Here is a 20,973-nt window from a genome sequence, read left to right on the forward strand (position 1 = left end):
ATGTAACCATATCCGTTATTGTTACTGCCTGCTTTTAAACAGATGATCATGCAGTGTCCAGATATCCGCCCATATATCTGCATGCATTGAAGTGCCGCAGCAACAAAAATACCCCGCATCACGGCATGTAATGCGGGGTATTGCGATCTTATCAATGACCTGAGCGCAATCAATTACGCTTCAGCGGCATCCGGTGCATCATCTTCACCGCCGCCATTGTCGAGCATCTGCTCGGCAATCAGACCGGCATTCTGACGCAAAGTCAGTTCGATCTCATTGGCCACTTCCGGATTTTCTTTCAGGAAGTTTTTCGCATTATCGCGTCCCTGACCAAGGCGCTGCGAATTATAAGAGAACCATGAACCGGATTTCTCAACAATACCGGCCTTTACGCCAAGATCGATCAGCTCACCAGTTTTGGAAACACCGGCACCATACATAATATCAAACTCAACCTGCTTGAACGGAGGAGCCAGCTTGTTTTTAACAACCTTAACGCGGGTCTGATTACCTACGATTTCATCGCGCTCTTTGATCGAACCGATGCGGCGGATATCCAAACGAACAGAAGCATAAAACTTCAGCGCATTACCACCGGTCGTGGTTTCAGGCGAGCCGAACATCACACCGATCTTCATACGGATCTGGTTGATGAAGATAACCATCGTATTCGATTTGGAAATCGAAGCGGTCAGCTTACGCAGAGCCTGACTCATCAGACGTGCCTGAAGCCCCGGCAGGGAATCGCCCATCTCACCTTCAATTTCCGCACGCGGTGTCAGAGCTGCAACGGAGTCGACAACCAGCACGTCAATCGCACCGGAACGCACCAGCGTATCCGTGATTTCCAGCGCCTGTTCACCGGTATCCGGCTGCGAGATCAGCAGGTTTTCAAGGTCAACGCCGAGCTTACGGGCATAGACCGGATCAAGTGCATGTTCCGCATCCACGAATGCACAGATGCCACCTTTTTTCTGCGCCTCAGCAATGGTGTGCAGCGCCATTGTTGTTTTACCCGAGCTTTCAGGCCCGTAAATTTCAACAATACGCCCTTTAGGCAAACCACCGACGCCCAGCGCAATATCCAGAGACAGCGAACCGGTCGGGACAGTTTCAATTTCCACTACCTTGTCATTCTGGCCAAGGCGCATGATCGAGCCCTTACCGAATGAGCGCTCAATCTGTGACAGTGCCGCGTCCAGAGCCTTTGATTTGTCCACTGATTTATCCTCAACAAGTCGTAATGAATTCTGAGACATTTTACACTATCCCTTTGCGTCACTTGAAGTCCGCAGAATGAAACTTTATGGATAATATGTATCCTATTTGTTCTCAATCTGCAATAGGCTTAAGCTATTGATTTTAAATCAATATAACATTTTGTTCTTCTGATGTTCTAATTTATAAATAATGCAACGCTAAAAAAGATTTCGAAAATTAAAACAAGACGGGAACGGATTTAGCCAAACGTCGATTCGATCATATTGTCGTAGCGGCACAGACTTAGCCCTCTTCCGGCAGGCAATAAAAAACCGCCCCGGCATGACCGGAGCGGCTCTTTGAAACAGCTTTAAAAGCCTTACACGCCTTTGAGCGGAGAAATCTCGATTTCCACGCGACGGTTCTGCGCACGACCATCCGGTGTTGCATTGGAAGCAACCGGCTGGGTTGAGCCGAAGCCCATAATCGCAAAACGACGGCCATCGATGCCCTGACCGCTCAGATAATTACCAACGGACATAGCGCGGCGCTGCGACAGGTTCTGGTTATGTGAAGCAGAACCGGTTGAATCCGTATGGCCTTTAATATCAACCAGTGTCTTGTCGAATTTACGCAGAACAATCGCCACTGAAGACAGTGTCGAATAGAATTGCGGCATTACAACATCCTGATCGGTGTTAAAGGTAATGCTGGAAGGCATGTTCAGGATAATGCGATCACCGTTACGGGTAACCGAAACGCCGGTGCCCTGCAGCTGAGCACGCAGTTCATTTTCCTGACGATCCATATAGTTACCGATTGCACCGCCACCCAGCGCGCCAAGACCGGCACCGATCAGAACAGCATTACGCTGCGCAGTGCTCGAGCCGCCGACCATCAGACCGCCCAGCGCGCCGACAGCAGCACCGATACCTGCACCGCCGGCGGTGTTGGAGATCTTCTGTTCGCCTGTATAAGGATCTGTTGTACAACCGGCCAGAAAGGTCGCTGCGGTTGCGGCAATAGCAATCTTTTTCAACATGGTTCAATTTTCCTGATTCAAGATGTGCCGCAGGATAACGGCAAATACGGCAGCATGTTGGTTAATTTTGGACGTAAGGTCAAATTCATATCGCGAAAAGCGTGTTTTAAAGTTTCACACTTCAATAAACACGCTTTAAAGCTGATAATTACATCCATAATTGCCCGTAATATTGGGCAATACAGAAATGCAACCGGAAAATCCGCAAGGATTTTACGCTTATTTCAAGAATCGCAGCGCTTAGCGGATCGCACGCCCCTCGCCGTCAAAGCGATGGACTTTATCGCTCTCCGGCGTCGCATAAATCGCAGTTCCCGGTTCCACGCGATACTGGCCGAAAATACGAACTGTCAGCAGCCCTGCAGTCTCCGTATCCAGATAGACATTGGTATCAGCACCGAGTTGTTCAACGTGAACGACAGAGCCTTTCCACTGACCTGAATTTGTATCCAGCGTAATATGTTCCGGCCGGATACCGATGCGCTTTGCCTGATCGTCATTCAGCGCAGTAGCATCGACGAAGTTCATCTTCGGTGAACCGATAAAGCCTGCGACAAACTCATTGTCCGGTGCATTATAGAGATCCATCGGTGCACCGACCTGCTCAATCTTACCGGCATTCAGCACAACAATCCGGTCTGCCAGCGTCATCGCTTCCACCTGATCATGGGTCACATAAATCATGGTTGCAGACAGCTGGCGATGCAGCTTGGCGATTTCCAGACGCGTATTCACACGTAATGCCGCATCAAGATTGGAAAGCGGCTCATCGAACAGAAACAATTTCGGCTCACGTACCAGCGCACGGCCAATCGCCACACGCTGACGCTGACCACCGGAAAGTTCGGCCGGACGGCGCTGCAAATAGCTCTCCAGTGAAAGCATGCCGGAAGCCTGCGTAACCCGTTCATTGATTTCAGCTGCCGGTTTACCCGCCTGTTTAAGACCAAGCCCCATATTGGCTTCAACCGTCAGGTGCGGATAGAGCGCATAGCTCTGAAACACCATGGCAATACCGCGCTTGGCAGGCGGCGTCTGATTAACCACCTGATCGTCAATACGCACTTCACCGGAATTGGCATCCTCCAGCCCCGCAATAATACGCAGCAGTGTGGATTTTCCGCAGCCGGACGGCCCGACGAAAACGACCAGTTCCCCGTCCCGCACATCCAGATCGATACCTTTGATAATATCGACCTGACCATATGATTTACGGATATTATTGAGTTTCAGAGTTCCCAAAGTCGTTTTCCTGTCAGAATGTTTTCAAGGCCAAAGCTACGCAATGCAAATCGCAGGCTGTTTTATAATTTCACAGCCAGACCGCTGCGCACGCTTTCATCCGCGGCAAGACAAATACGCAAAGACTGTACCGCATCGTCCATATGACGGGTCAGGTCAATATTCTCAGTGATCGCTTTCAGCATGAAAGCCTGCTCGCGGTCACACAATTCCTGATGATCCGGCTCACCCTGCATAGATAAAAGCTCGTCCTGCCTTTTGAACTTGCCCTCTGCATCGGTTTCAGCCTGATGCACGCGGATCACAGAGGTTTTGGTGTGGGTATTGATATCAGCAGAGCTTGCGCCCTCTTCCATCACGATGGAAACACAGCCCTTAGGCGAGATCACATCTTTCACGAAGAAAGCTGTTTCCGACATCATCGGCCCCCAGCCTGCTTCATACCAGCCGACCGAGCCATCGGCGAACAGCACCTGCAAATGGCCGTAATTATACATGCCTTCCGCAACTTCATCGCTCAGACGCACGCCCATGCCGCGCACTTCTACAGCCTTGGCATCGGTGATCTGGCACATCACATCCAGATAATGCACACCGCAATCAACAATCGGCGATGTGGTTTTCATCAGCTGTTTATGCGTCTGCCAATGGGCACCGCTGGACTGCTGGTTCAAATTCATACGGAAAACATATGGCCCGCCGAGATTGCGCGCCTCTTCAATCAGGCGTACCCATGACGGATGATGGCGCAGAATATAGCCGATCACGAGCTGGCGGCCTGTCTCTTTGGCTTTTGCAACTACACGCTCCGCATCCGCCACGGTTGTCGCCAATGGCTTTTCAACGAAAACGTCACTGCCGGCTTCCATTGCCATAATCGCATAGTCCGCATGGCTGTCCGAATAGGTCGCAACACAAACCAGATCAGGTTTCAGCTGCTGCAATGCCTCTTCATAGGAGGTCAGCAGCGGATAGGAGCGCAGTTCCTCCGGCAGATTAACGCTTGAACGATTAACCAGACCGACAATCTCGAAGCCCGGATTTTTATGATAGGCCAGCGCATGGCTTAAGCCCATATTCCCCAGACCGGCGACCATTACGCGCAGTTTTTTTGCCCCGACTTCACTCATTTGACTGCTCCTGCGGTAATGCCGCGAATTAACTGACGGGAGAATATGAAATACAGGATCAGTACCGGCAGGATTGCCAGCGACAGCGCGGCCAGAACCGCATTCCAGTTGGTTACATATTGCCCGATAAACATCTGTGCGCCCAGCGTAACGGTTTTGGTTTCCTCAGACGGCGCAAGGATCAGCGGGAACCAGAGATCATTCCAGATCGGGATCATCGTAAACACCGCAACAGTTGCCATAGCCGGACGCACCAGCGGCAGCACGAGGCGGAAGAAAATACGATATTCACTCAGACCATCCATACGGCCGGCATCTTTGAGGTCTTTCGACACCTGCCCCATAAATTCAGACAGGATGAATATCGCCAGCGGCAGTCCCTGCGCCGTATAAACAAGGATCAGCGATGTCAGCGTATTCACCAGACCACTGGCAACCATCAGTTCCAGAATGGAAACGGTGCCGAGGCGGATCGGGATCATGATGCCCAGTGCCAGATATAGCCCCATCAGCGTATTGCCGCGAAAGCGATATTCCGACAGTGCGAAGGCGGCCATTGCCCCGAAAATCAGCACCAGCGCAATCGCAACCACTGTAACGATCATACTATTCTGGAAATAGAGGAAGAAATTCCCCTGCGACGTGACTGTCTGATAGCCGATCAGACTGAATGTTTCCGAATTCGGCAATGACAAAGGCGAACGGAAGATTGCTGCCTTGGTCTTGAAGGAATTGATGATGATAATCACCACCGGAAACAGGGCGATCAGCGTATAGAGGATAAGGATCGCATGGGCGGCGATACTGCGTACCGGAGACTGGTTTGCGCGGCTCATATTATTATCCTCAGAACTGGTAGCGACGCAGACGTCGCTGAATACCGAACAGATAGACACAGACGCCGATCAGAATGATGAAGAACATCAGCGAGGCGATCGTTGCACCCATATTCTTGTCGCCAACCTGAAGCTGGAAACCGAAGAAGGTGCGGAACATGAATGTGCCGAGAATATCGGTGGAATAATTAGGCCCTGCCAGCGCACCCTGCGCCGAATAGATCAGATCGAACGCATTGAAATTGCCGACAAAGGTCAGAATGGAGATAATCCCGATGGATGGCAGGATCAGCGGCAGCTTGATCTTCCAGAACTGTGATGCGCCGGTAATCCCGTCGCATTCCGCAGCTTCAATAATCTCATCAGGAATAGACAGCAGCGCCGCATAGATCAGCATCATCGGAATACCGATAAACTGCCAGACCGAAATCAGGCCAAGTGCTGTCAGCGCATATTCTTTCTGGCCGAGCCATGGTGCGAACAGGCTCTTCAGCCCCACCAGATCCAGCATATTCGGCGCCACGCCCCAAAGCGGTGACAGGATCAGCTTCCACACGAAACCGACAATCACAAAGGACAGAATGGTCGGAATAAAAATCGCCGAGCGGTAGAAAGCGGCAAAGCGCAGTTTCGGATGGCTGAGCAATGCGGCAAGCAAAATACCGATCGGGTTCTGCACCACCATATGGATGATAAAGAACCACATATTATTGCCCAGCGCGTTCCAGAAACTCGCCGACCAGCGCTCATCACCGAGCAATGTGCGGAAATTATCCAGACCGACAAAAAAGCTTTCCTGATTTTCAACGCGGAACAGCGACAATTGCATGGTTCCGAAAAGCGGCAGGATCATAATAGCCGTATAAACCAGCACCGCCGGTGCCAGAAAAACCGCTATATGCCAGCGGAAAGGCGGTTTGCTTGTCGAATTTCGCGCCATACCGGTCGTAAGCTTTCAAACAGGGCATTTCCGGCAGAGCGACTTTTGTCTTGTGCCGGAACATGCATAAAAAACAGGTAACAATAATAACACGGCAAAAAAGCCATCCGCCTGCCCCCGCACACATCTTCATCAGACAATGGCACGGGTTGCGGCGAATGGCTTCAATTCATGTTATTTCGCAGGCTTGTACCAGCTGTCGAGGCCTTTTTGCAGCTTTTCGCCGGCCTGTTCAGGTGTCACTGTACCATTGATAACATTGGCGGATTCAATCCAGGTTTCGTTTTCCAGATTTGGTGTACCGCGCGAGAGGATCTGGTAGGTCGAGCGGATGGTCGACTTACAATCCTTACGCCAGCCAACCATTTCCGCAGCCAGCGGGTCTTCCAGTTTGATTTCATTGGAAGACAGGCTGAAGAAGCCCGGCAGAGCATTCGCATAAATGGTTGCGAATTCATCCGATGCCACCCAGTTCAGGAACTTGGCAGCCGCTTCCGGATTTTTGGTCTTGGCATTCATGCCGATACCCAGATCGTTGTGATCGGAGATATAGCAGGTGTCGCCGTCTTTACGAACCGGAGGCGGAAACGCGCCCATTTTGAAATCAACCTGCGGGTTGAAAACGCTGATTTCCCATGAACCGGTCGGATAGATTGCGGCGCGGCCGAGGGTGAACAGGTTCTGGCTGTCCGGATAGGTCTGTGCTTCAAAACCGTCGCCCAGATAATCTTTCCATTTTGCGAGGGTCTTATAAGGATCAACCCAGTCCGCATCGGTCAGCTTCTGTGTACCGGCGATCAGAGCCTTACGGCCTTCCTCACCCTTCCAGTATGTCGGGCCGATATTCTGATAGCCCATCGTTGCGGCTTCCCAGAGATCTTTGGTGCCCATAGCCATCGGAATATAATTGCCGTCAGCTTTGATCTTGTCGAGCGCTGCGAAGAATTCTTCTTCAGTCTTAGGAACGCTGACGCCTACTTTTTCAAAGGCATCTTTGTTATAGATGAAGCCATGAATAACCGAGGCAACCGGCACGCAGAAAGATGTCTTACCGTCATCGGTCTGCCATGCGGATTTTGCCACATCGCTGAAATTCTTCATGCCATCGAGATCGTTGAGCGAAGACAGCTGGCCTTTTTCATAAAGCGCCAGTGACTTGTCGAACGGACGGCAGGTGATGATATCACCGGCAGTACCGGCATCAAGCTTGGCACCCAGCGCCGCATCATATTCGGTTGGTGTAGAAGGATTGAAGGTAACTTTAATGCCAGGATTAGCTGCCTCAAAAGCCGGAATGAGCTTTTCCTGCCAGATCGGCAGATCATCATTACGCCAGCTTTCAATGGTCAGCGTTACATCCTGCGCCGAAGCGGCCGATACAGCACCCAATACGGAAGCACCAAGAACACTTGATGCCAGCAAAGCGGAACTGAAGTTTTTAAAGTTCATTTTACTCTCCCCGCGCGCACTCATTCAGAGGCGTCATTGAAATATGTTTGTTTCTGTTCTCAGAGCACTTCCGATTTTCCGGATAGTCACTTTCAGATTTACCGTTGCAAAAAGCTGCACCGGTTGTTCATTATCAGCTGCCAATTCCGGCATACGGACAAAAAATCATGTCCCTCAGCCTCAGAACAGAACCATTGATTGCAGAAAGAAAAACTTCGGGAATTTTCATGATGCAGGTTGCGGTATATTCCTCAAAATACCCCGTCCGGCACTCACAGCTCCCTTAAGACCTCTTCTCCCGTCTGTCCTCACACAGAGTAATGCGTAAATATCTTTTCCTGTCCAGCAAAAGCAAAGATTTTATCACCATTACTTGCATTCTCGGGCAGTCGTCTTATTCAAACAGCAATATTGGTTCTATTTTTTTCGACCATATGGATCATCATAAAAGACCATCCTTGAATACCAATTCACGTAACCGGAGTGAAAGCTGAGTGATGCGACTCGCAAAAGCATTTGGCGGGCAATTAACTGGCCTTACGGATAATTTAAAACGGTTTAAATGAAAATATTCTCGGAATTGGCAATTTGTGTTACCTGCAATAAAACCCGTATCAGAAACGGGCAGAGAATCGGGAGCACAATGTGGCGGATTATATTCTTGGCATAGACGGTGGCGGCACCGGATGCCGTGCAGCAATTGCAGATACAACAGGTAAAGTCTTAGGTACCGGTCAGGCAGGCCCTGCCAATATCATGACCGATATGGATATATCTGTGGTGAATATTCTTGCGGCTACCGATGCCGCACTGCTTGCTGCCGAATTGCCGGTAAAATCCTATAGCCGCATTACCGCCTGTCTTGGATTGGCGGGTGCCAATGTTTCCGGCGTTGCCGAACAGTTACAGCAAGCCCTGCCCTTTGCCAGAAGCAGCGTGGTCTCCGACGGTATTATCGCGTTACAGGGCGCTATCGGCGATCAGGACGGCGTTGTGGTTATCCTCGGCACCGGCTCTGTCTATATTTCCCGCCGCAATCATACTGTCACTATGAAAGGTGGCTGGGGGTTCAAAGTCAGTGATCTGGGCGGCGGTGCACGCCTTGGCCAGAAGCTTCTGGAAGAATCCCTGCTGGCCTATGACGGTATTTATCAGCGCACACCGCTCAGCAATGCGCTGCTTGATCATTTTGACAATGAGCCGCATGCCATTGTGCGCTTCGCGCATGATGCACGCCCGAATGATTTCGGCCGTTTTGCGCCGATGGTTTTTGAATATGCTGCGCAAAATGACCCGCTGGCAGAAAAAATTCTCAAACAGTCGGTCGAGACGATTGAAGCCGCTCTCGACGTATCCATGAGTGATGATCAGCCGGTTCTGTCTCTGATCGGCGGTCTCGGCGCGCTTTACGGCCCGCGTTTGTCTGCACGCTATCAGCCGCGCCTGCGCGCACCAGAAGCCGACGCTCTGACCGGTGCAGTTGCCCTCGCGGCAAAATTAAACAGCAAAGCCGCCGCGCTCTGATGACCCGTATCAATTGTATACCACCGCAGGAACTGACCGGTCCGCATCTGGTGGCTGAATATCGTGAACTGCCGCGGATTTTCACACTTGCCCGTGCAGCCATTGAGCGCGGAGAAAAGCCGGATGATCCGCGCAATCCGCGCAGCTACACTTTGGGCAAAGGCCATGTGCGGTTTTTCTATCCGCGTCTGGGCTTTCTCGTGCAAAGGCAACAGGCATTGATTGATGAAATGCTGCGCCGCGGCTATCAGCCGTCCTATCAGTCTACAGCACATCTCATTGAAGGCATTCCGCAACAATGGTGCGCTGACTGGCAGCCGGATGAATCGGCAATTGCCATCAATAAAGCACGGATTGCCGAACGGCTGAATAAACCTGATTCAAAAAATTAAAATATTATCATATCTTATTGATATAAATAAAAAACTCCGCATTCATCATGCGGAGTTTTTGTCTTCTATAAAGCTCAAATCAGCACTCAACCACATTCACGGCAAGTCCGCCGAGACTGGTTTCCTTATAGCGCTCATTCATATCCACGCCGGTCTGGCGCATGGTTTCGATACAGGCATCCAGCGGCACGAAATGCGTACCATCGCCCTTCACAGCCAATGATGCACCGGTCACAGCCTTTACCGCACCCAGCGCATTGCGCTCGATGCAAGGCACCTGCACCAGTCCGGCAATCGGATCGCAGGTCATGCCAAGATGATGTTCCAGTGCGATCTCAGCCGCATTCTCGATCTGCTCAGGTGTTCCGCCCAGCACAGCAGCAAGCCCTGCGGCAGCCATAGCCGAAGCCGAGCCAACCTCACCCTGACAGCCAACCTCAGCGCCGGAAATCGAAGCATTATGTTTGATAATACCGCCAACCGCTGAAGAGGTCAGCAGAAAGTCACGAATGCCCTTCTGGTCAGCATCATCATGGAAATGCAGGTAATAGCGCATGACGGCAGGTACAACACCAGCCGCACCATTGGTCGGTGCGGTAACAACGCGGCCACCGGCAGCGTTTTCTTCATTCACCGCCATCGCATAGACGGACAGCCAGTCATTAGCGAGCAGCGGATTATGACGGTTCTGGCGCCATTCTTCATTCAGCCGGTCATGCAACTGCTTGGCACGGCGGCGCACCTTCAGCCCGCCCGGCATAATGCCTTCCTGTGTCAGTCCGCGCTCAATACAACTGCGCATAGCATCCCAGATTTTATCCAGTCCCGCATCCAGCTCTTCACGGCTCATGCGGGTTTCTTCATTGGCGCGTTTCATTTCCGCAATGGAAAGGCCGCTTGCCGCCGACATTTGCAGCATTTCTTTCGCTGTGGAGAAAGGATAAGGCACATTATCGTCAACCTGCTTCTTGCCGCCGCTTACACGCGTTGCATTCAGCTCTTCTTCGGTAACGATAAAGCCGCCGCCGATCGAATAATAAACGCGGCGCAGCAAAACACGGTCGTCACGATCCAGCGCTTCAAAAGCCAGACCATTGGCATGACCCGGCAAAGCCACTTTACGATCCATTACCAGATCGGCTTTGGGGTCAAAATCATAGGCGGGATGACCGCTCGGGCGAATTTTGTGCTCTTCATTCACCTTGGCCAGCAGATCATCCATTTTATCCGGATCAATATTGGCCGGCAAAAACCCGCAAAGACCGAGAATAACCGCCCGATCCGTCGCATGGCCGATACCGGTAAAAGCCAGCGAACCATGCAGATAGGCTTTGATACGCGTCACTTTCGCATTATGCGGACGTGGCCACTCGCCGTCTTTCAGCTCTTTCAGAAACTGATGCCCTGCCGTCATCGGCCCCATTGTATGGGAGCTGGACGGCCCGATGCCAATTTTAAACAGATCAAAAACTGACAGGAACATAGAAGATACCGTTCTTTCATATCCAGAGCATATCGCAGTTAAATGGACTCATTTAGCGTCCGCGAATATGCGACAAAGCAAAGAATCCAGAGCGAGCGTTGTAGCTATAATTATGCGCCACACGCTCTAAAAAGCGCAGGCAAATCACCGCCCGCAAACTCCCTCATCTCAAGCTCTATATAACCCGTTATGCGGTTCTGTAAAACCGGATCAGATAAGTGTCTCATTTAATATGGTGGCAACATGCGCGGATTGCACCAAAAAACAGCAAGAAAGCGACAATGCTTGAAATATCGCCCTTGAAAAAGCAGGATCCAGCAAAACCGACAGCACATAAAAAATCACCGGGCTTAAAAGCACCGGTGATCTGAACGCTCTGAAATTTCTTTTGAATATCCGCAATTACACGGAGAACAAATAGGTCAACAAAATTACAGCGGCCAATCCAATAACTGCCCAAAGGGTTACACCCCAGCAGGACTTCTGAACTGTTTCATCCATGGAATATTTTACTCGTTTCCGGTATTTCATTCATGAGAACATGCACCGCACTCATTGCTATGCCTGTCCTTTATTTATAATCCAAAGCCGGTTCACAAGCAATCTGCAATTGCGACGAAACCATGACATAGCAGCTATGCAAATTTACCATGATAGAAATTGTTATTTAAATTCAATAAATTAATTGTAAAACCTCATCTTGTCATATTTACCATTTCGGCCAAATTCTGTCTGAACTGCATGCAATAACCACACATTAAAGCCAGTTACCCTCCGTTACCGCGCCAGCCTGACCACCAAATCACGACAAATCTCCGGTCATCTGTCAGCTTGTCACCGGCATGAACTCATTATAGCTATAGACAATCAAATCCGTACAAACGCCTCAGCTGAAAGTCTGCAATGAATCCGGCCAGCACTGCTCTTAACGCTGTAACACCGACGAAATCCGGGTCACGTCTCGGACGGCTGGATATTGCCCGCGGGCTGGCACTGATTGCCATGGCGATCTATCATTTCGGCTGGGATCTGGAATTTTTCGGTTATCTGGTGCAGGGCAGCGCCAGTCAGGGCTGGTGGCGGATTTTTGCCCGCTGCATCGCTTCCAGCTTTCTCTTTCTGGTCGGCTTCAGTCTGGTGCTTGCCCATGGCCGCGCCATTCGCTGGCAGCCATTTTTCAAACGTCTGGCGCAAGTGGTTATTGCCGCCGCAGCAATCAGCCTGCTGACATGGTTTTTCATGCCGCAGGGTTTTATCTTCTTCGGCATTCTGCATCAGATCGCACTGACCAGCCTGCTCGGCCTGTTATTCCTGCGCATGCCCGTATGGATCACTGTTGCACTGGCCGCAGCAATCATAGCAACACCGGTTTATTTCCGCGCAGAAATTTTTGACCATCCGGCACTGTGGTGGGTTGGCCTTTCGACCGTTAATCCGGTTTCCAATGATTATGTGCCGCTGTTTCCGTGGTTTGGCGCAGTGCTGCTTGGCATTGCGGCGGCGCGCATCATGCAGTCAACCGGTTTGCTGCGCTTGCTGCAAGGCGGGATCAATCCGCAATGGCTGGAACGCCTGCTCATCTTTATCGGCCGTCACAGCCTGATCTTTTATCTGGTGCATCAACCGGTTCTGATCGGTCTGCTCTATGGATTTTCGGCAATCTTCCCGCCGTCACCGGCAATTCAGGCTGCCAATTTTGTCCAGCAATGCACTGTTCAGTGCAGCGCCGACAGCGATCCGCAGCTATGCCGGATCTATTGCGGCTGTATGCTGGAAAATATCCAGAGCAACCAGCTGACCAATCTCTTGAAAAGCAGCACCACAACAGATGAAGAGCGCGAAAAACTCAGCACATTCTCCGCGCAATGTGTCGCCAAAACGCAAGAAGGGCAGCCTGTTCAATAAGAATAGACTGCCCTTCCGATTAATTAAACGTGCTGTCAGGTACGCACACCCAGCTCGGCCATGCGTCCGATGCAGGCTTCTTCAACCTGATCCAACTCGCTCAATGTCTCGTCAATATCGCGACGTTTCTGGCGCAAATCCTCGCGCTTTTCTTCAACGCGCTTAATGAGCAGGCGCAGCTGACCGGCCTCACCCGGCGGTTCGCGATACATCTGGATAATTTCGTGAATTTCAGCAATCGAAAAGCCGAGCCGTTTGCCACGCATAATCTGTTTAAGCAAATGCCGGTCTGAAGGACGGAAAAGACGTGTCCGACCACGACGCAGAGGATGAATTAACCCCTCGTCTTCATAAAAGCGCAGAGTTCGTGTGGAAATCCCAAACTCCCTCGTCAGCTCCGTAATCGAATAATATTCACGCATTCAGTCCACCAACTTGTTTTCTTCTCTTTGTGACATCGCATTTACGTAAAAGTCAATATTTCATTCGCAATTGCTTGATAGTCATTGCCGGATTATTTTTGCCGGATTGTTTTTGGGAGTACCCGAAAAACAATCCGGCCTGTAAAAATCTCATTTTTGCTGTAAATCGCGAAAATCCCCGCTCACAAAGCAAAATATCATTCAATATTAAATAATAAAAAATACGCAACAAAAAATCGCATAAGGCGCATATTACGCAACTTTAAAACGCATGGGATTTAAGAGAACGAGAAGCCGAACCACCAGGTCGCCAGACCGAGAAAGGCGAAGAAGCCGATCACATCCGTCACGGTGGTCACAAAAACCGCAGACGCAATGGCCGGATCCGCACCCAGACGGTGCAACAGCAGCGGAATGAGAATTCCGCCCAAGGCTGCCGCCAGCATATTGATAATCATTGCACTGCCGATAATGCCGCCGAGATGCCAGTTATCAAACCAATAACCCGCAACTGTGCCGATCATAATTGCAAACATCATGCCGTTAAGCAGCCCGATCAGCGCCTCACGGCGGATAACGCGTGCCGCATTGTGAATATCAATATTACGGGTGGCAATCGCACGCACAGTCACGGTCATGGTCTGGGTCGCCGCATTACCGCCCATTGAGGCAACAATCGGCATCAGCACAGCCAGCGCCACCATCTGCTGGATGGTACCGTCAAACAGACCAATCACTGAGGCAGACAGAAAAGCCGTAAACAGATTGACGAACAGCCACGGCGAGCGCGAGCGGGCAATCGTCATGAAGCTGTCGGACAGTTCTTCATCACCCACACCACCGAGACGCATAATGTCTTCTTCGGCTTCTTCCTGAATAACATCCACCACATCGTCAATCGTCAGCACGCCGACGAGACGTTCATTCTCATCGAGAACAGCAGTGGACAGCAGGTTATATTGTTCAAAAATCTGTGCGGCTTCTTCCTGATCCATCGTCGCGGGAATAGCGTGGCGTGCCTCAACCATCAGGTCTTCCACACGCACAACGCGCTGCACACGCAACAGGCGGTCAAGATCAATCGTGCCAAGCAGATGAAAAGCCGGATCGATTACAAAAACCTGCGAAAACCTGTCCGGCAGGTCATTATCCTCACGCATATAGTCAATCGTCTGCCCGATCGTCCAGAATGGCGGCACGGCGACAAATTCCGTCTGCATACGGCGCCCTGCACTGTCTTCCGGATATTCCAGCGCACGACGCAGCCGGATACGCTCGGTAAATGGCAGCTTGGCCAGAATCTCGTCCTGATCCTGCTGGTCCATATCCTCAAGAATATAAACCGCATCATCGGAATCGAGTTCCTGCACGCCCTCGGCAATCTGCTCGTTGGGCATGGCATCCACGATCTCAAGACGGATCGCTTCATCAACCTCGGTCAGCGCTTCAAAGTCGAATTCCTCGCCGAGCAATTCCACCAGCGACTGACGCTCAGTGGCATCCAGCGCTTCAAGCAAATGGCCGAGTTCTGAAGGGTGCAGATCGCGCACTTCATCGCGCAGAAGATCGGCATCTCGCGCTTCAAGCGCAGCCTCAATACGGGTTACAAGCGCCTCACTGACAGAACCGTCCTCATCATACACATCGTCGCGGATATGTTTTTCGGAATCAATATTTTGGGACGGGTCAGTGTGCTGCATATGAACCGTTTCAGTGAGAGAGCAGAAAATGGACGGGAAAGAACGCAATCAGGAAAACAGCGTCTAACAGAACTGTATATCCGTTTTGTGTCGTATCTGTGCAATGCGCACAGCAACTCTATAAAAAGCCATACGCATAATAACAAGGTACTGCACCGCAGCAAACCACCGGAAAAATGACTTATCATCACCAATATGTCCGATGTGCAACACAGCTGGAATATGGGCAAAAAGCGCTCATCCATAAATCTGCTCTGTAAAGCTGTCATAATTCATTCAAGCGTAGTCTAGAGCGGTTTGCGTTCAGATTGAACCATAGCGTCCGCTCCAGATTCTTTATTTGGTTGCATTTTCACAGCCGTCAAGTTGGGTCAACTTGGCGAATTTAAGAGCGTCAAGTTGATCCAACTTGACTGGGAAATGCTCTAGCCCTCAATCCCCCTCCGTGCTAACGCGGCAGACAGAAGCCTTCCGAACCCGCTCCAGACAGGTTTACGATGAGAAAAGCAGTCATTGCATTGATCGGCATTGGTGGTGTGGTCGCAGCATCCTGCGCTGGCACCTATTTCTATACAATGTCTGCCGGACAGCAGTCTCTGAAACAGCTTGCTCAGGAAGGCGGGTTTTGTAAAGACACCCGTCAGACAGATTGCGCAGACGGCGTAGAATATGCCAAATCCTATCTCTCGACGGAGTTTGGCCTTTCTCCGCGTGGCGTGCAATGGTGCATCGGCGTCGATGAAATCGCCGGCCGTGATTTCCTTCTCGGCGAGACTGTCAAAACGCTGTTTACCGAAATGCTGTATCTTCCCTGCAATGAGGATGAAACCCAGCAGCTACCGACTGACGAGGAATAAATGCGCCGTTTTCCTGTATTGCCTGTTCTTGCCTGGTTGATGCTGGCCTTGCTTCTTGCAGTAACCATTAGTCCGATCGGCTTTCGCCCGCATATTCCGGGCTATGTGACAGCCGAGCGTTTTACAATGCTGCTGGTAATCGGCCTGCTGTTTTGTCTGGCCTATCCGAAGCGCTGGGCGCTGGTTCTGATTATGCTGATTTCTGCTGCCGGCTTGTTTGAACTGATGCAGCGCCTGACGCCCGACAGACATGGCGAAATCTCGGATTTCATTGTCAAATCCGCTGGTGCTATTGCCGGTGTTACACTCGGAAAAATCATTCTCTTCTGGAAACAATCTTTAAAATAATCAAATAGATATTTCATCTTCTTCATAAAATGATAAAGGCCGGTTTTCACCGGCCTTCATTATATTTCATATATGCATCGGGGATTAATTCCCGTTACCTTTTCAGGCAACAAAGTCGCCCCCGTTGCGTCTTACGCAACAAAGTCATCCCCGTTGCGTTTTACGCAACAAAGTCACTTTGCGTGCCATGTGCTTCAATCGCCTGCGAGAGACGCAACAGCGCATGAACATAAGCGGCGGTGCGCATGGTTACGCCTTTGTCCTTGGCAACATTCCAGATAGCGCGACCTTCCCGCTCCATAATCACGCGTAAGCGCGAATGGATTTCTTCCAGCTCCCAATAATAGCACTGACGGTTCTGGACCCATTCAAAATAAGAAACGGTTACACCACCGGCATTAGCCAGAATATCCGGCAGAATGGTTACGCCCATTTTTTCCAGAATAGCATCGGCTTCGGGTGTCACAGGACCATTGGCCAGCTCCACAATCAGCTTGGCTTTCACAGAACCGGCATTGCGTGCATGGATCATATCTTCCATCGCCGCAGGAACCAGCACATCACAAGCAACGCCGACCAGATCTTCCGCTGCCAGTGCCTCATGACCGCCATGTCCGACCGTAGCCAGAACCGAACGGCCATTCTGCTTCGCATGGATCAGTGCGGCAACATCCAGACCGGATGCACAATAAACCGCGCCTTCAGAATCCGACACCGCAACAATCTTATGACCATCACTGGTCATCAGCTTGGCCATATGCTGACCGGCATTACCAAAGCCCTGAATGGTGACATGCAATTCTTCTGACAGCCCGAGATCGGCAGCCAGATGACGCACCAGATAGAAACCGCCGCGTGCCGTTGCATCATCACGGCCAAGCGAACCGCCGAGCGCAATCGGCTTACCGGTAATCACCGCAGGCGATGACTGGCCGACAATCTGCGAATATTCGTCAGCCATCCAGCCCATAATCATCGAATTGGTGTAAACATCCGGTGCCGGAATATCGCGATCAGGCCCGAGAATACGGGCAAAAGCCTGAATATAAGCGCGTGACAACCGTTCCAGCTCTGCCTTGGAGAGTTTACGCGGATCAACCTGAATTGCGCCCTTGCCGCCGCCATAAGGCAGATTCATCACCGCGCATTTAAAAGTCATCCAGAACGCCAGTGTTTCCACTTCTTCAGCTGTTGATTCAGGATGGTAACGGATGCCGCCTTTTGTCGGGCCGCGTGTATCATCATAGCGGCAACGCCATGCAATAAAGGATTTTCGTGATCCGTCATCCATACGGATCATCAGTCGCACCTTGGTAGTCTCTCGGGCAAATTTCAGCTTTTCGATAACATCCGCGTCAATATCCAGATGGCTGGCGGCTTCATCAAGACGAACAAGTGCATTTTCGAGAGGATTATCCTGCGACATCGAAATTTCCCTTTCTTGCGATTGCAGCATGAAAAATTACGTTTTGCATAACTTTTGCCAGCCATTCGCGCAATAAAAATATGGCAGCTATACTGACATTATGCAAAATCAGCACAATATCAGACCGTAAGCACATGATTAATGCGACATGCGCTGACGCGGAAATGTATATTAGAAAAATAATCTGACACCGTGTCTGCACAAATCCCTGACCACGCATATTTTCACCACTTGATTCGTATCAGCGGGATTTCAGTTCTATGTCCTGCCAATGATTTTTACGCATCATTGCGCAACTCCACTGCAATTCATAACTATATATCCATATAAACAAATCTTTATATCATTATTGACATTCGTTCTTTGATGAGGCAGTCTCTCCATATCGTGGTTCTTCCTGCAATTGCGCAATCCTCCCAAACCTTTGCCCGATTGTATGAAAGCTAAGAGGGAATGCGGAGCGGCCAACAAATCGGCTTTCAGGCAACTGAAATGGCAACATTTCGGGAAGGCTGGAGCGAATGATGACCCGCAAGTCAGGAAACCTGCCCGTTACATTTTTAAGAGACAAAAAAGATGCGCACCTCCTGCCGCAGCACCAATTTGCCAGCATTCGTCGGGGTATTGAAATGACCGTTACTACAGCCAATCTCGGTTTTCCGCGTATCGGAAAACAGCGCGAACTCAAATTCGCCCTTGAATCTTACTGGGCAGGCAAATCCTCACAGCAAGACCTGCTTGCCACGGCCAAATTCTTGCGCGCCGCCAACTGGAAGCTGCAGCAGGAAAAAGGCATTAAGAACATTCCGTCCAATGACTTCTCCCTCTATGACCATGTGCTTGATCTGGCTGTAACGCTCGGCGTTATTCCGGCAGTCTATGGCTGGAAAAGCGGCAAGGTTGATCTGGACACCTATTTCGCACTGGCACGCGGGGGTAAGGTCATTATACCGATAGAACTGGCAAGTTGCAGCTGCGGCCGTGATCACGGCAACGGCGCCTCCGGTAATGGCGTACCCGCGCTGGAAATGACCAAATGGTTCGACACCAATTACCATTACATGGTGCCGGAATTCAGCGCCGGCCAGACATTCACCCTGACCGACAATAAAGCGCTCAACGAATTCAATGAAGCCAAAGAACTCGGCATTCACACCCGCCCTGTTCTGCTCGGGCCAGTGTCATTCCTCAAGCTCGGCAAATCCAACGATGCCAATTTTGATCTGAACAAGACACTGGAAGCCCTGCTGCCGGTCTATACGGAAATTCTTGCCCAGCTTCATGCGGCAGGCGCTGACTGGGTGCAGATTGACGAGCCGGTTCTGAGCCTTGATCTTGATGCCCGCGACCATGACGCTATCCGCACGACCTATGAGTTTCTGGCGGAAAAACTGCCGGAACTGAAAATCCTGCTGGCCAATTATTTCGGCTCCTATGGCGACAATCTGCTGACCGCAATCACACTGCCGGTTGCCGGTTTGCATCTTGATCTGGTTCGCGCACCACAGGATCTTGATGCCGCTGCTAAAATCGCCCGCCCCGATCTGGTGCTCTCACTCGGCGTAATCGACGGCCGCAATATCTGGCGCGCTGATCTGCGTGGCATTAGCGAGCGCGTGAAATCAGTCATTGCCAAGCGTGGCGCCAATACTGTGCAGATTGCACCATCCTGTTCGTTACTGCATGTGCCGATTGATCTGGCATCGGAAAAGAAACTCGATGCGGAAATCCGTCAGTCATTGGCTTTTGCCGTGCAGAAACTGGAAGAACTTGCCGTGCTTGGCACAGTTCTTGGCGACAAGCCGGAAGCTACTGAGCCCGCATTGAAAGCCTCGGATAAAGCAATTGCTGCCCGCAAAGCCTCTGCCAAGGTCAATAATAAGGCAGTGCAGACACGCGTTGCAGCGATTACCGATGCGCAGTCACATCGCAACAGCCCGTTTGATACACGCGTCAAATTGCAGGCCAACCACCTGAAACTGCCGCTTTACCCGACAACAACTATCGGCTCTTTCCCGCAGACCACAGAGGTTCGTCAGGCACGTTCACGCTTTACTAAAGGTGAATTGTCTGCTGCCGACTATCAGACCTTCCTTGAGCAGGAAACCGAAACAGCGATCCGTTGGCAGGAAGAAATCGGCATTGACGTTCTGGTTCACGGTGAATTTGAGCGCAATGACATGGTGCAATATTTCGGTGAGCAGCTTGACGGCTATGCCTTCACCCAATCCGGCTGGGTACAGAGCTACGGTTCGCGCTATGTACGCCCTCCGGTAATCTATGGTGATGTTTCCCGTCCGGTTGCCATGACCGTTGAATGGGCAAAATTCGCCCAGAGCAAAACCGACAAGCCGATGAAGGGTATGCTCACCGGCCCTGTCACCATGCTGCAATGGTCATTCGTACGCGATGATCTGCCACGTTCCGAGGTTTGCCTTCAGATTGCTCTGGCATTGCGTGATGAAGTGACTGACCTCGAAGCCGCAGGTATCAGCATTATCCAGATTGATGAACCGGCTCTGCGTGAAGGTTTGCCGCTGCGTAAAAGCGACTGGGCTGCCTATCTGGAATGGGCTGTGACAGCCTTCCGTCTTAGCGCCGCCGGCGTGAAAGATGAAACCCAGATCCACACCCATATGTGCTATTCGGAATTCAACGACATTATGCCTGCGATTGCAGCACTGGATGCCGATGTGATTTCGATTGAAACCTCTCGTTCCAAAATGGAACTGCTGAGCGCTTTCTCCGAACAGGGCTATCCGAACGAAATTGGTCCGGGGGTCTATGACATTCACTCGCCACGTATTCCTGATGTGGAAGAAATGGTCGATCTGATCGAAAAAGCAGCGCAGAAACTCAAGGCGCAGCAGATTTGGGTCAATCCGGATTGCGGTTTGAAAACCCGTGGCTGGGCAGAAACCAAACCGGCTCTTGTCAATCTGGTTGAAGCTGCCCGTCAGCTGCGCGCCGCTGCCTGACAATAAAGACAAGCAGCACAAACAAGATAAAGGCCGTGACAGTCCCCACTGTCACGGCTTTTTCATTATGTGACAAATACGGATTGAATATTGAAAAAC

General features: G+C 50.9%; 18 protein-coding genes and 1 riboswitch. Of the genes, 6 read left to right on the forward strand and 12 right to left on the reverse strand.

Features of this window, described 5'->3' with window-relative positions; translation table 11 throughout:
• Window positions 1–173 precede the first annotated feature (173 nt).
• From recA to LDL70_RS08075, 7 genes are all read right to left on the reverse strand, one after another.
• On the reverse strand, window positions 174–1,259 hold the full coding sequence (gene recA / locus LDL70_RS08045) for a recombinase RecA (protein WP_028233868.1): 1,086 nt from the start codon (window positions 1,257–1,259) through the stop codon (window positions 174–176).
• Window positions 1,260–1,579: 320 nt separating this feature from the next.
• Window positions 1,580–2,242, reverse strand: a complete 663-nt coding sequence (locus LDL70_RS08050) for an OmpA family protein (RefSeq protein WP_075654967.1) — start codon at window positions 2,240–2,242, stop codon at window positions 1,580–1,582.
• A 240-nt stretch (window positions 2,243–2,482) separates the two neighbouring features.
• On the reverse strand, window positions 2,483–3,484 hold the full coding sequence (locus tag LDL70_RS08055; protein ID WP_225684802.1) for an ABC transporter ATP-binding protein: 1,002 nt from the start codon (window positions 3,482–3,484) through the stop codon (window positions 2,483–2,485).
• A 62-nt stretch (window positions 3,485–3,546) separates the two neighbouring features.
• Entirely contained in the window at window positions 3,547–4,614 is a 1,068-nt protein-coding gene (locus LDL70_RS08060) for a Gfo/Idh/MocA family protein (protein WP_151159102.1), read from the reverse strand.
• Entirely contained in the window at window positions 4,611–5,450 is an 840-nt protein-coding gene (locus LDL70_RS08065) for a carbohydrate ABC transporter permease (RefSeq protein ID WP_225684803.1), read from the reverse strand. The genes LDL70_RS08060 and LDL70_RS08065 overlap by 4 nt, the downstream gene beginning before the upstream one ends.
• Before the next feature lie 10 nt (window positions 5,451–5,460).
• Window positions 5,461–6,390, reverse strand: a complete 930-nt coding sequence (locus LDL70_RS08070) for a carbohydrate ABC transporter permease (protein ID WP_022711922.1) — start codon at window positions 6,388–6,390, stop codon at window positions 5,461–5,463.
• Window positions 6,391–6,564: 174 nt separating this feature from the next.
• The gene (locus LDL70_RS08075) at window positions 6,565–7,839 is read right to left on the reverse strand and encodes an ABC transporter substrate-binding protein (protein WP_121993202.1); all 1,275 of its coding nucleotides are present in this window, start codon (window positions 7,837–7,839) and stop codon (window positions 6,565–6,567) included.
• 645 nt (window positions 7,840–8,484) lie between these two features.
• Between LDL70_RS08075 and LDL70_RS08080 the strand changes: the two genes are divergently transcribed.
• Together LDL70_RS08080 and LDL70_RS08085 are read left to right on the forward strand one after the other, a co-directional pair.
• Window positions 8,485–9,363 carry a BadF/BadG/BcrA/BcrD ATPase family protein gene (locus LDL70_RS08080; protein ID WP_022711925.1) on the forward strand — a complete coding sequence of 293 codons (879 nt, stop codon included), beginning with the start codon at window positions 8,485–8,487 and terminating at the stop codon, window positions 9,361–9,363.
• Complete coding sequence (locus LDL70_RS08085; protein ID WP_225684804.1) at window positions 9,363–9,755, forward strand: pyrimidine dimer DNA glycosylase/endonuclease V; 393 nt, start codon at window positions 9,363–9,365, stop codon at window positions 9,753–9,755. The genes LDL70_RS08080 and LDL70_RS08085 overlap by 1 nt, the downstream gene beginning before the upstream one ends.
• Window positions 9,756–9,834: 79 nt before the next feature.
• On the opposite strand, the gene LDL70_RS08090 is transcribed toward LDL70_RS08085, so the two are convergent.
• The gene (locus LDL70_RS08090; RefSeq protein WP_022711927.1) at window positions 9,835–11,238 is read right to left on the reverse strand and encodes an L-serine ammonia-lyase; all 1,404 of its coding nucleotides are present in this window, start codon (window positions 11,236–11,238) and stop codon (window positions 9,835–9,837) included.
• Window positions 11,239–11,461: 223 nt separating this feature from the next.
• Window positions 11,462–11,698, reverse strand: coding sequence for a hypothetical protein (locus LDL70_RS08095; protein ID WP_225688617.1), 237 nt, complete (start codon window positions 11,696–11,698; stop codon window positions 11,462–11,464).
• A gap of 443 nt (window positions 11,699–12,141) precedes the next feature.
• On the opposite strand from LDL70_RS08095, the gene LDL70_RS08100 reads away from it, so the two are divergent.
• Window positions 12,142–13,143: a DUF1624 domain-containing protein gene (locus LDL70_RS08100; RefSeq protein ID WP_225684805.1), complete on the forward strand. Its 1,002-nt coding sequence runs from the start codon at window positions 12,142–12,144 to the stop codon at window positions 13,141–13,143.
• A 35-nt stretch (window positions 13,144–13,178) separates the two neighbouring features.
• Here LDL70_RS08100 and LDL70_RS08105 read toward each other — a convergent pair whose 3' ends face one another.
• Both LDL70_RS08105 and mgtE read right to left on the reverse strand, forming a co-directional pair.
• Complete coding sequence (locus tag LDL70_RS08105; protein ID WP_022711931.1) at window positions 13,179–13,565, reverse strand: MerR family DNA-binding transcriptional regulator; 387 nt, start codon at window positions 13,563–13,565, stop codon at window positions 13,179–13,181.
• Window positions 13,566–13,843: 278 nt separating this feature from the next.
• Window positions 13,844–15,265 (reverse strand): magnesium transporter, encoded by a 1,422-nt coding sequence (mgtE, locus tag LDL70_RS08110; protein ID WP_116087907.1) that lies wholly within the window; start codon window positions 15,263–15,265, stop codon window positions 13,844–13,846.
• 497 nt (window positions 15,266–15,762) lie between these two features.
• Between mgtE and LDL70_RS08115 the strand changes: the two genes are divergently transcribed.
• Both LDL70_RS08115 and LDL70_RS08120 read left to right on the forward strand, forming a co-directional pair.
• Window positions 15,763–16,122, forward strand: a complete 360-nt coding sequence (locus LDL70_RS08115) for a hypothetical protein (protein ID WP_022711934.1) — start codon at window positions 15,763–15,765, stop codon at window positions 16,120–16,122.
• Window positions 16,123–16,470 (forward strand): VanZ family protein, encoded by a 348-nt coding sequence (locus LDL70_RS08120; RefSeq protein WP_022711935.1) that lies wholly within the window; start codon window positions 16,123–16,125, stop codon window positions 16,468–16,470.
• Between the two features lie 160 nt (window positions 16,471–16,630).
• On the opposite strand, the gene LDL70_RS08125 is transcribed toward LDL70_RS08120, so the two are convergent.
• Window positions 16,631–17,896, reverse strand: a complete 1,266-nt coding sequence (locus tag LDL70_RS08125) for a Glu/Leu/Phe/Val dehydrogenase (RefSeq protein ID WP_022711936.1) — start codon at window positions 17,894–17,896, stop codon at window positions 16,631–16,633.
• Between the two features lie 371 nt (window positions 17,897–18,267).
• Window positions 18,268–18,464: riboswitch (cobalamin riboswitch) on the forward strand.
• A 61-nt stretch (window positions 18,465–18,525) separates the two neighbouring features.
• On the opposite strand from LDL70_RS08125, the gene metE reads away from it, so the two are divergent.
• Window positions 18,526–20,874, forward strand: a complete 2,349-nt coding sequence (gene metE / locus LDL70_RS08130) for a 5-methyltetrahydropteroyltriglutamate--homocysteine S-methyltransferase (RefSeq protein WP_225684806.1) — start codon at window positions 18,526–18,528, stop codon at window positions 20,872–20,874.
• Window positions 20,875–20,973: the final 99 nt, after the last annotated feature.

It is taken from the genome of Pseudochrobactrum sp. XF203 (genome assembly GCF_020341615.1).
GTDB lineage: Bacteria > Pseudomonadota > Alphaproteobacteria > Rhizobiales > Rhizobiaceae > Pseudochrobactrum > Pseudochrobactrum saccharolyticum.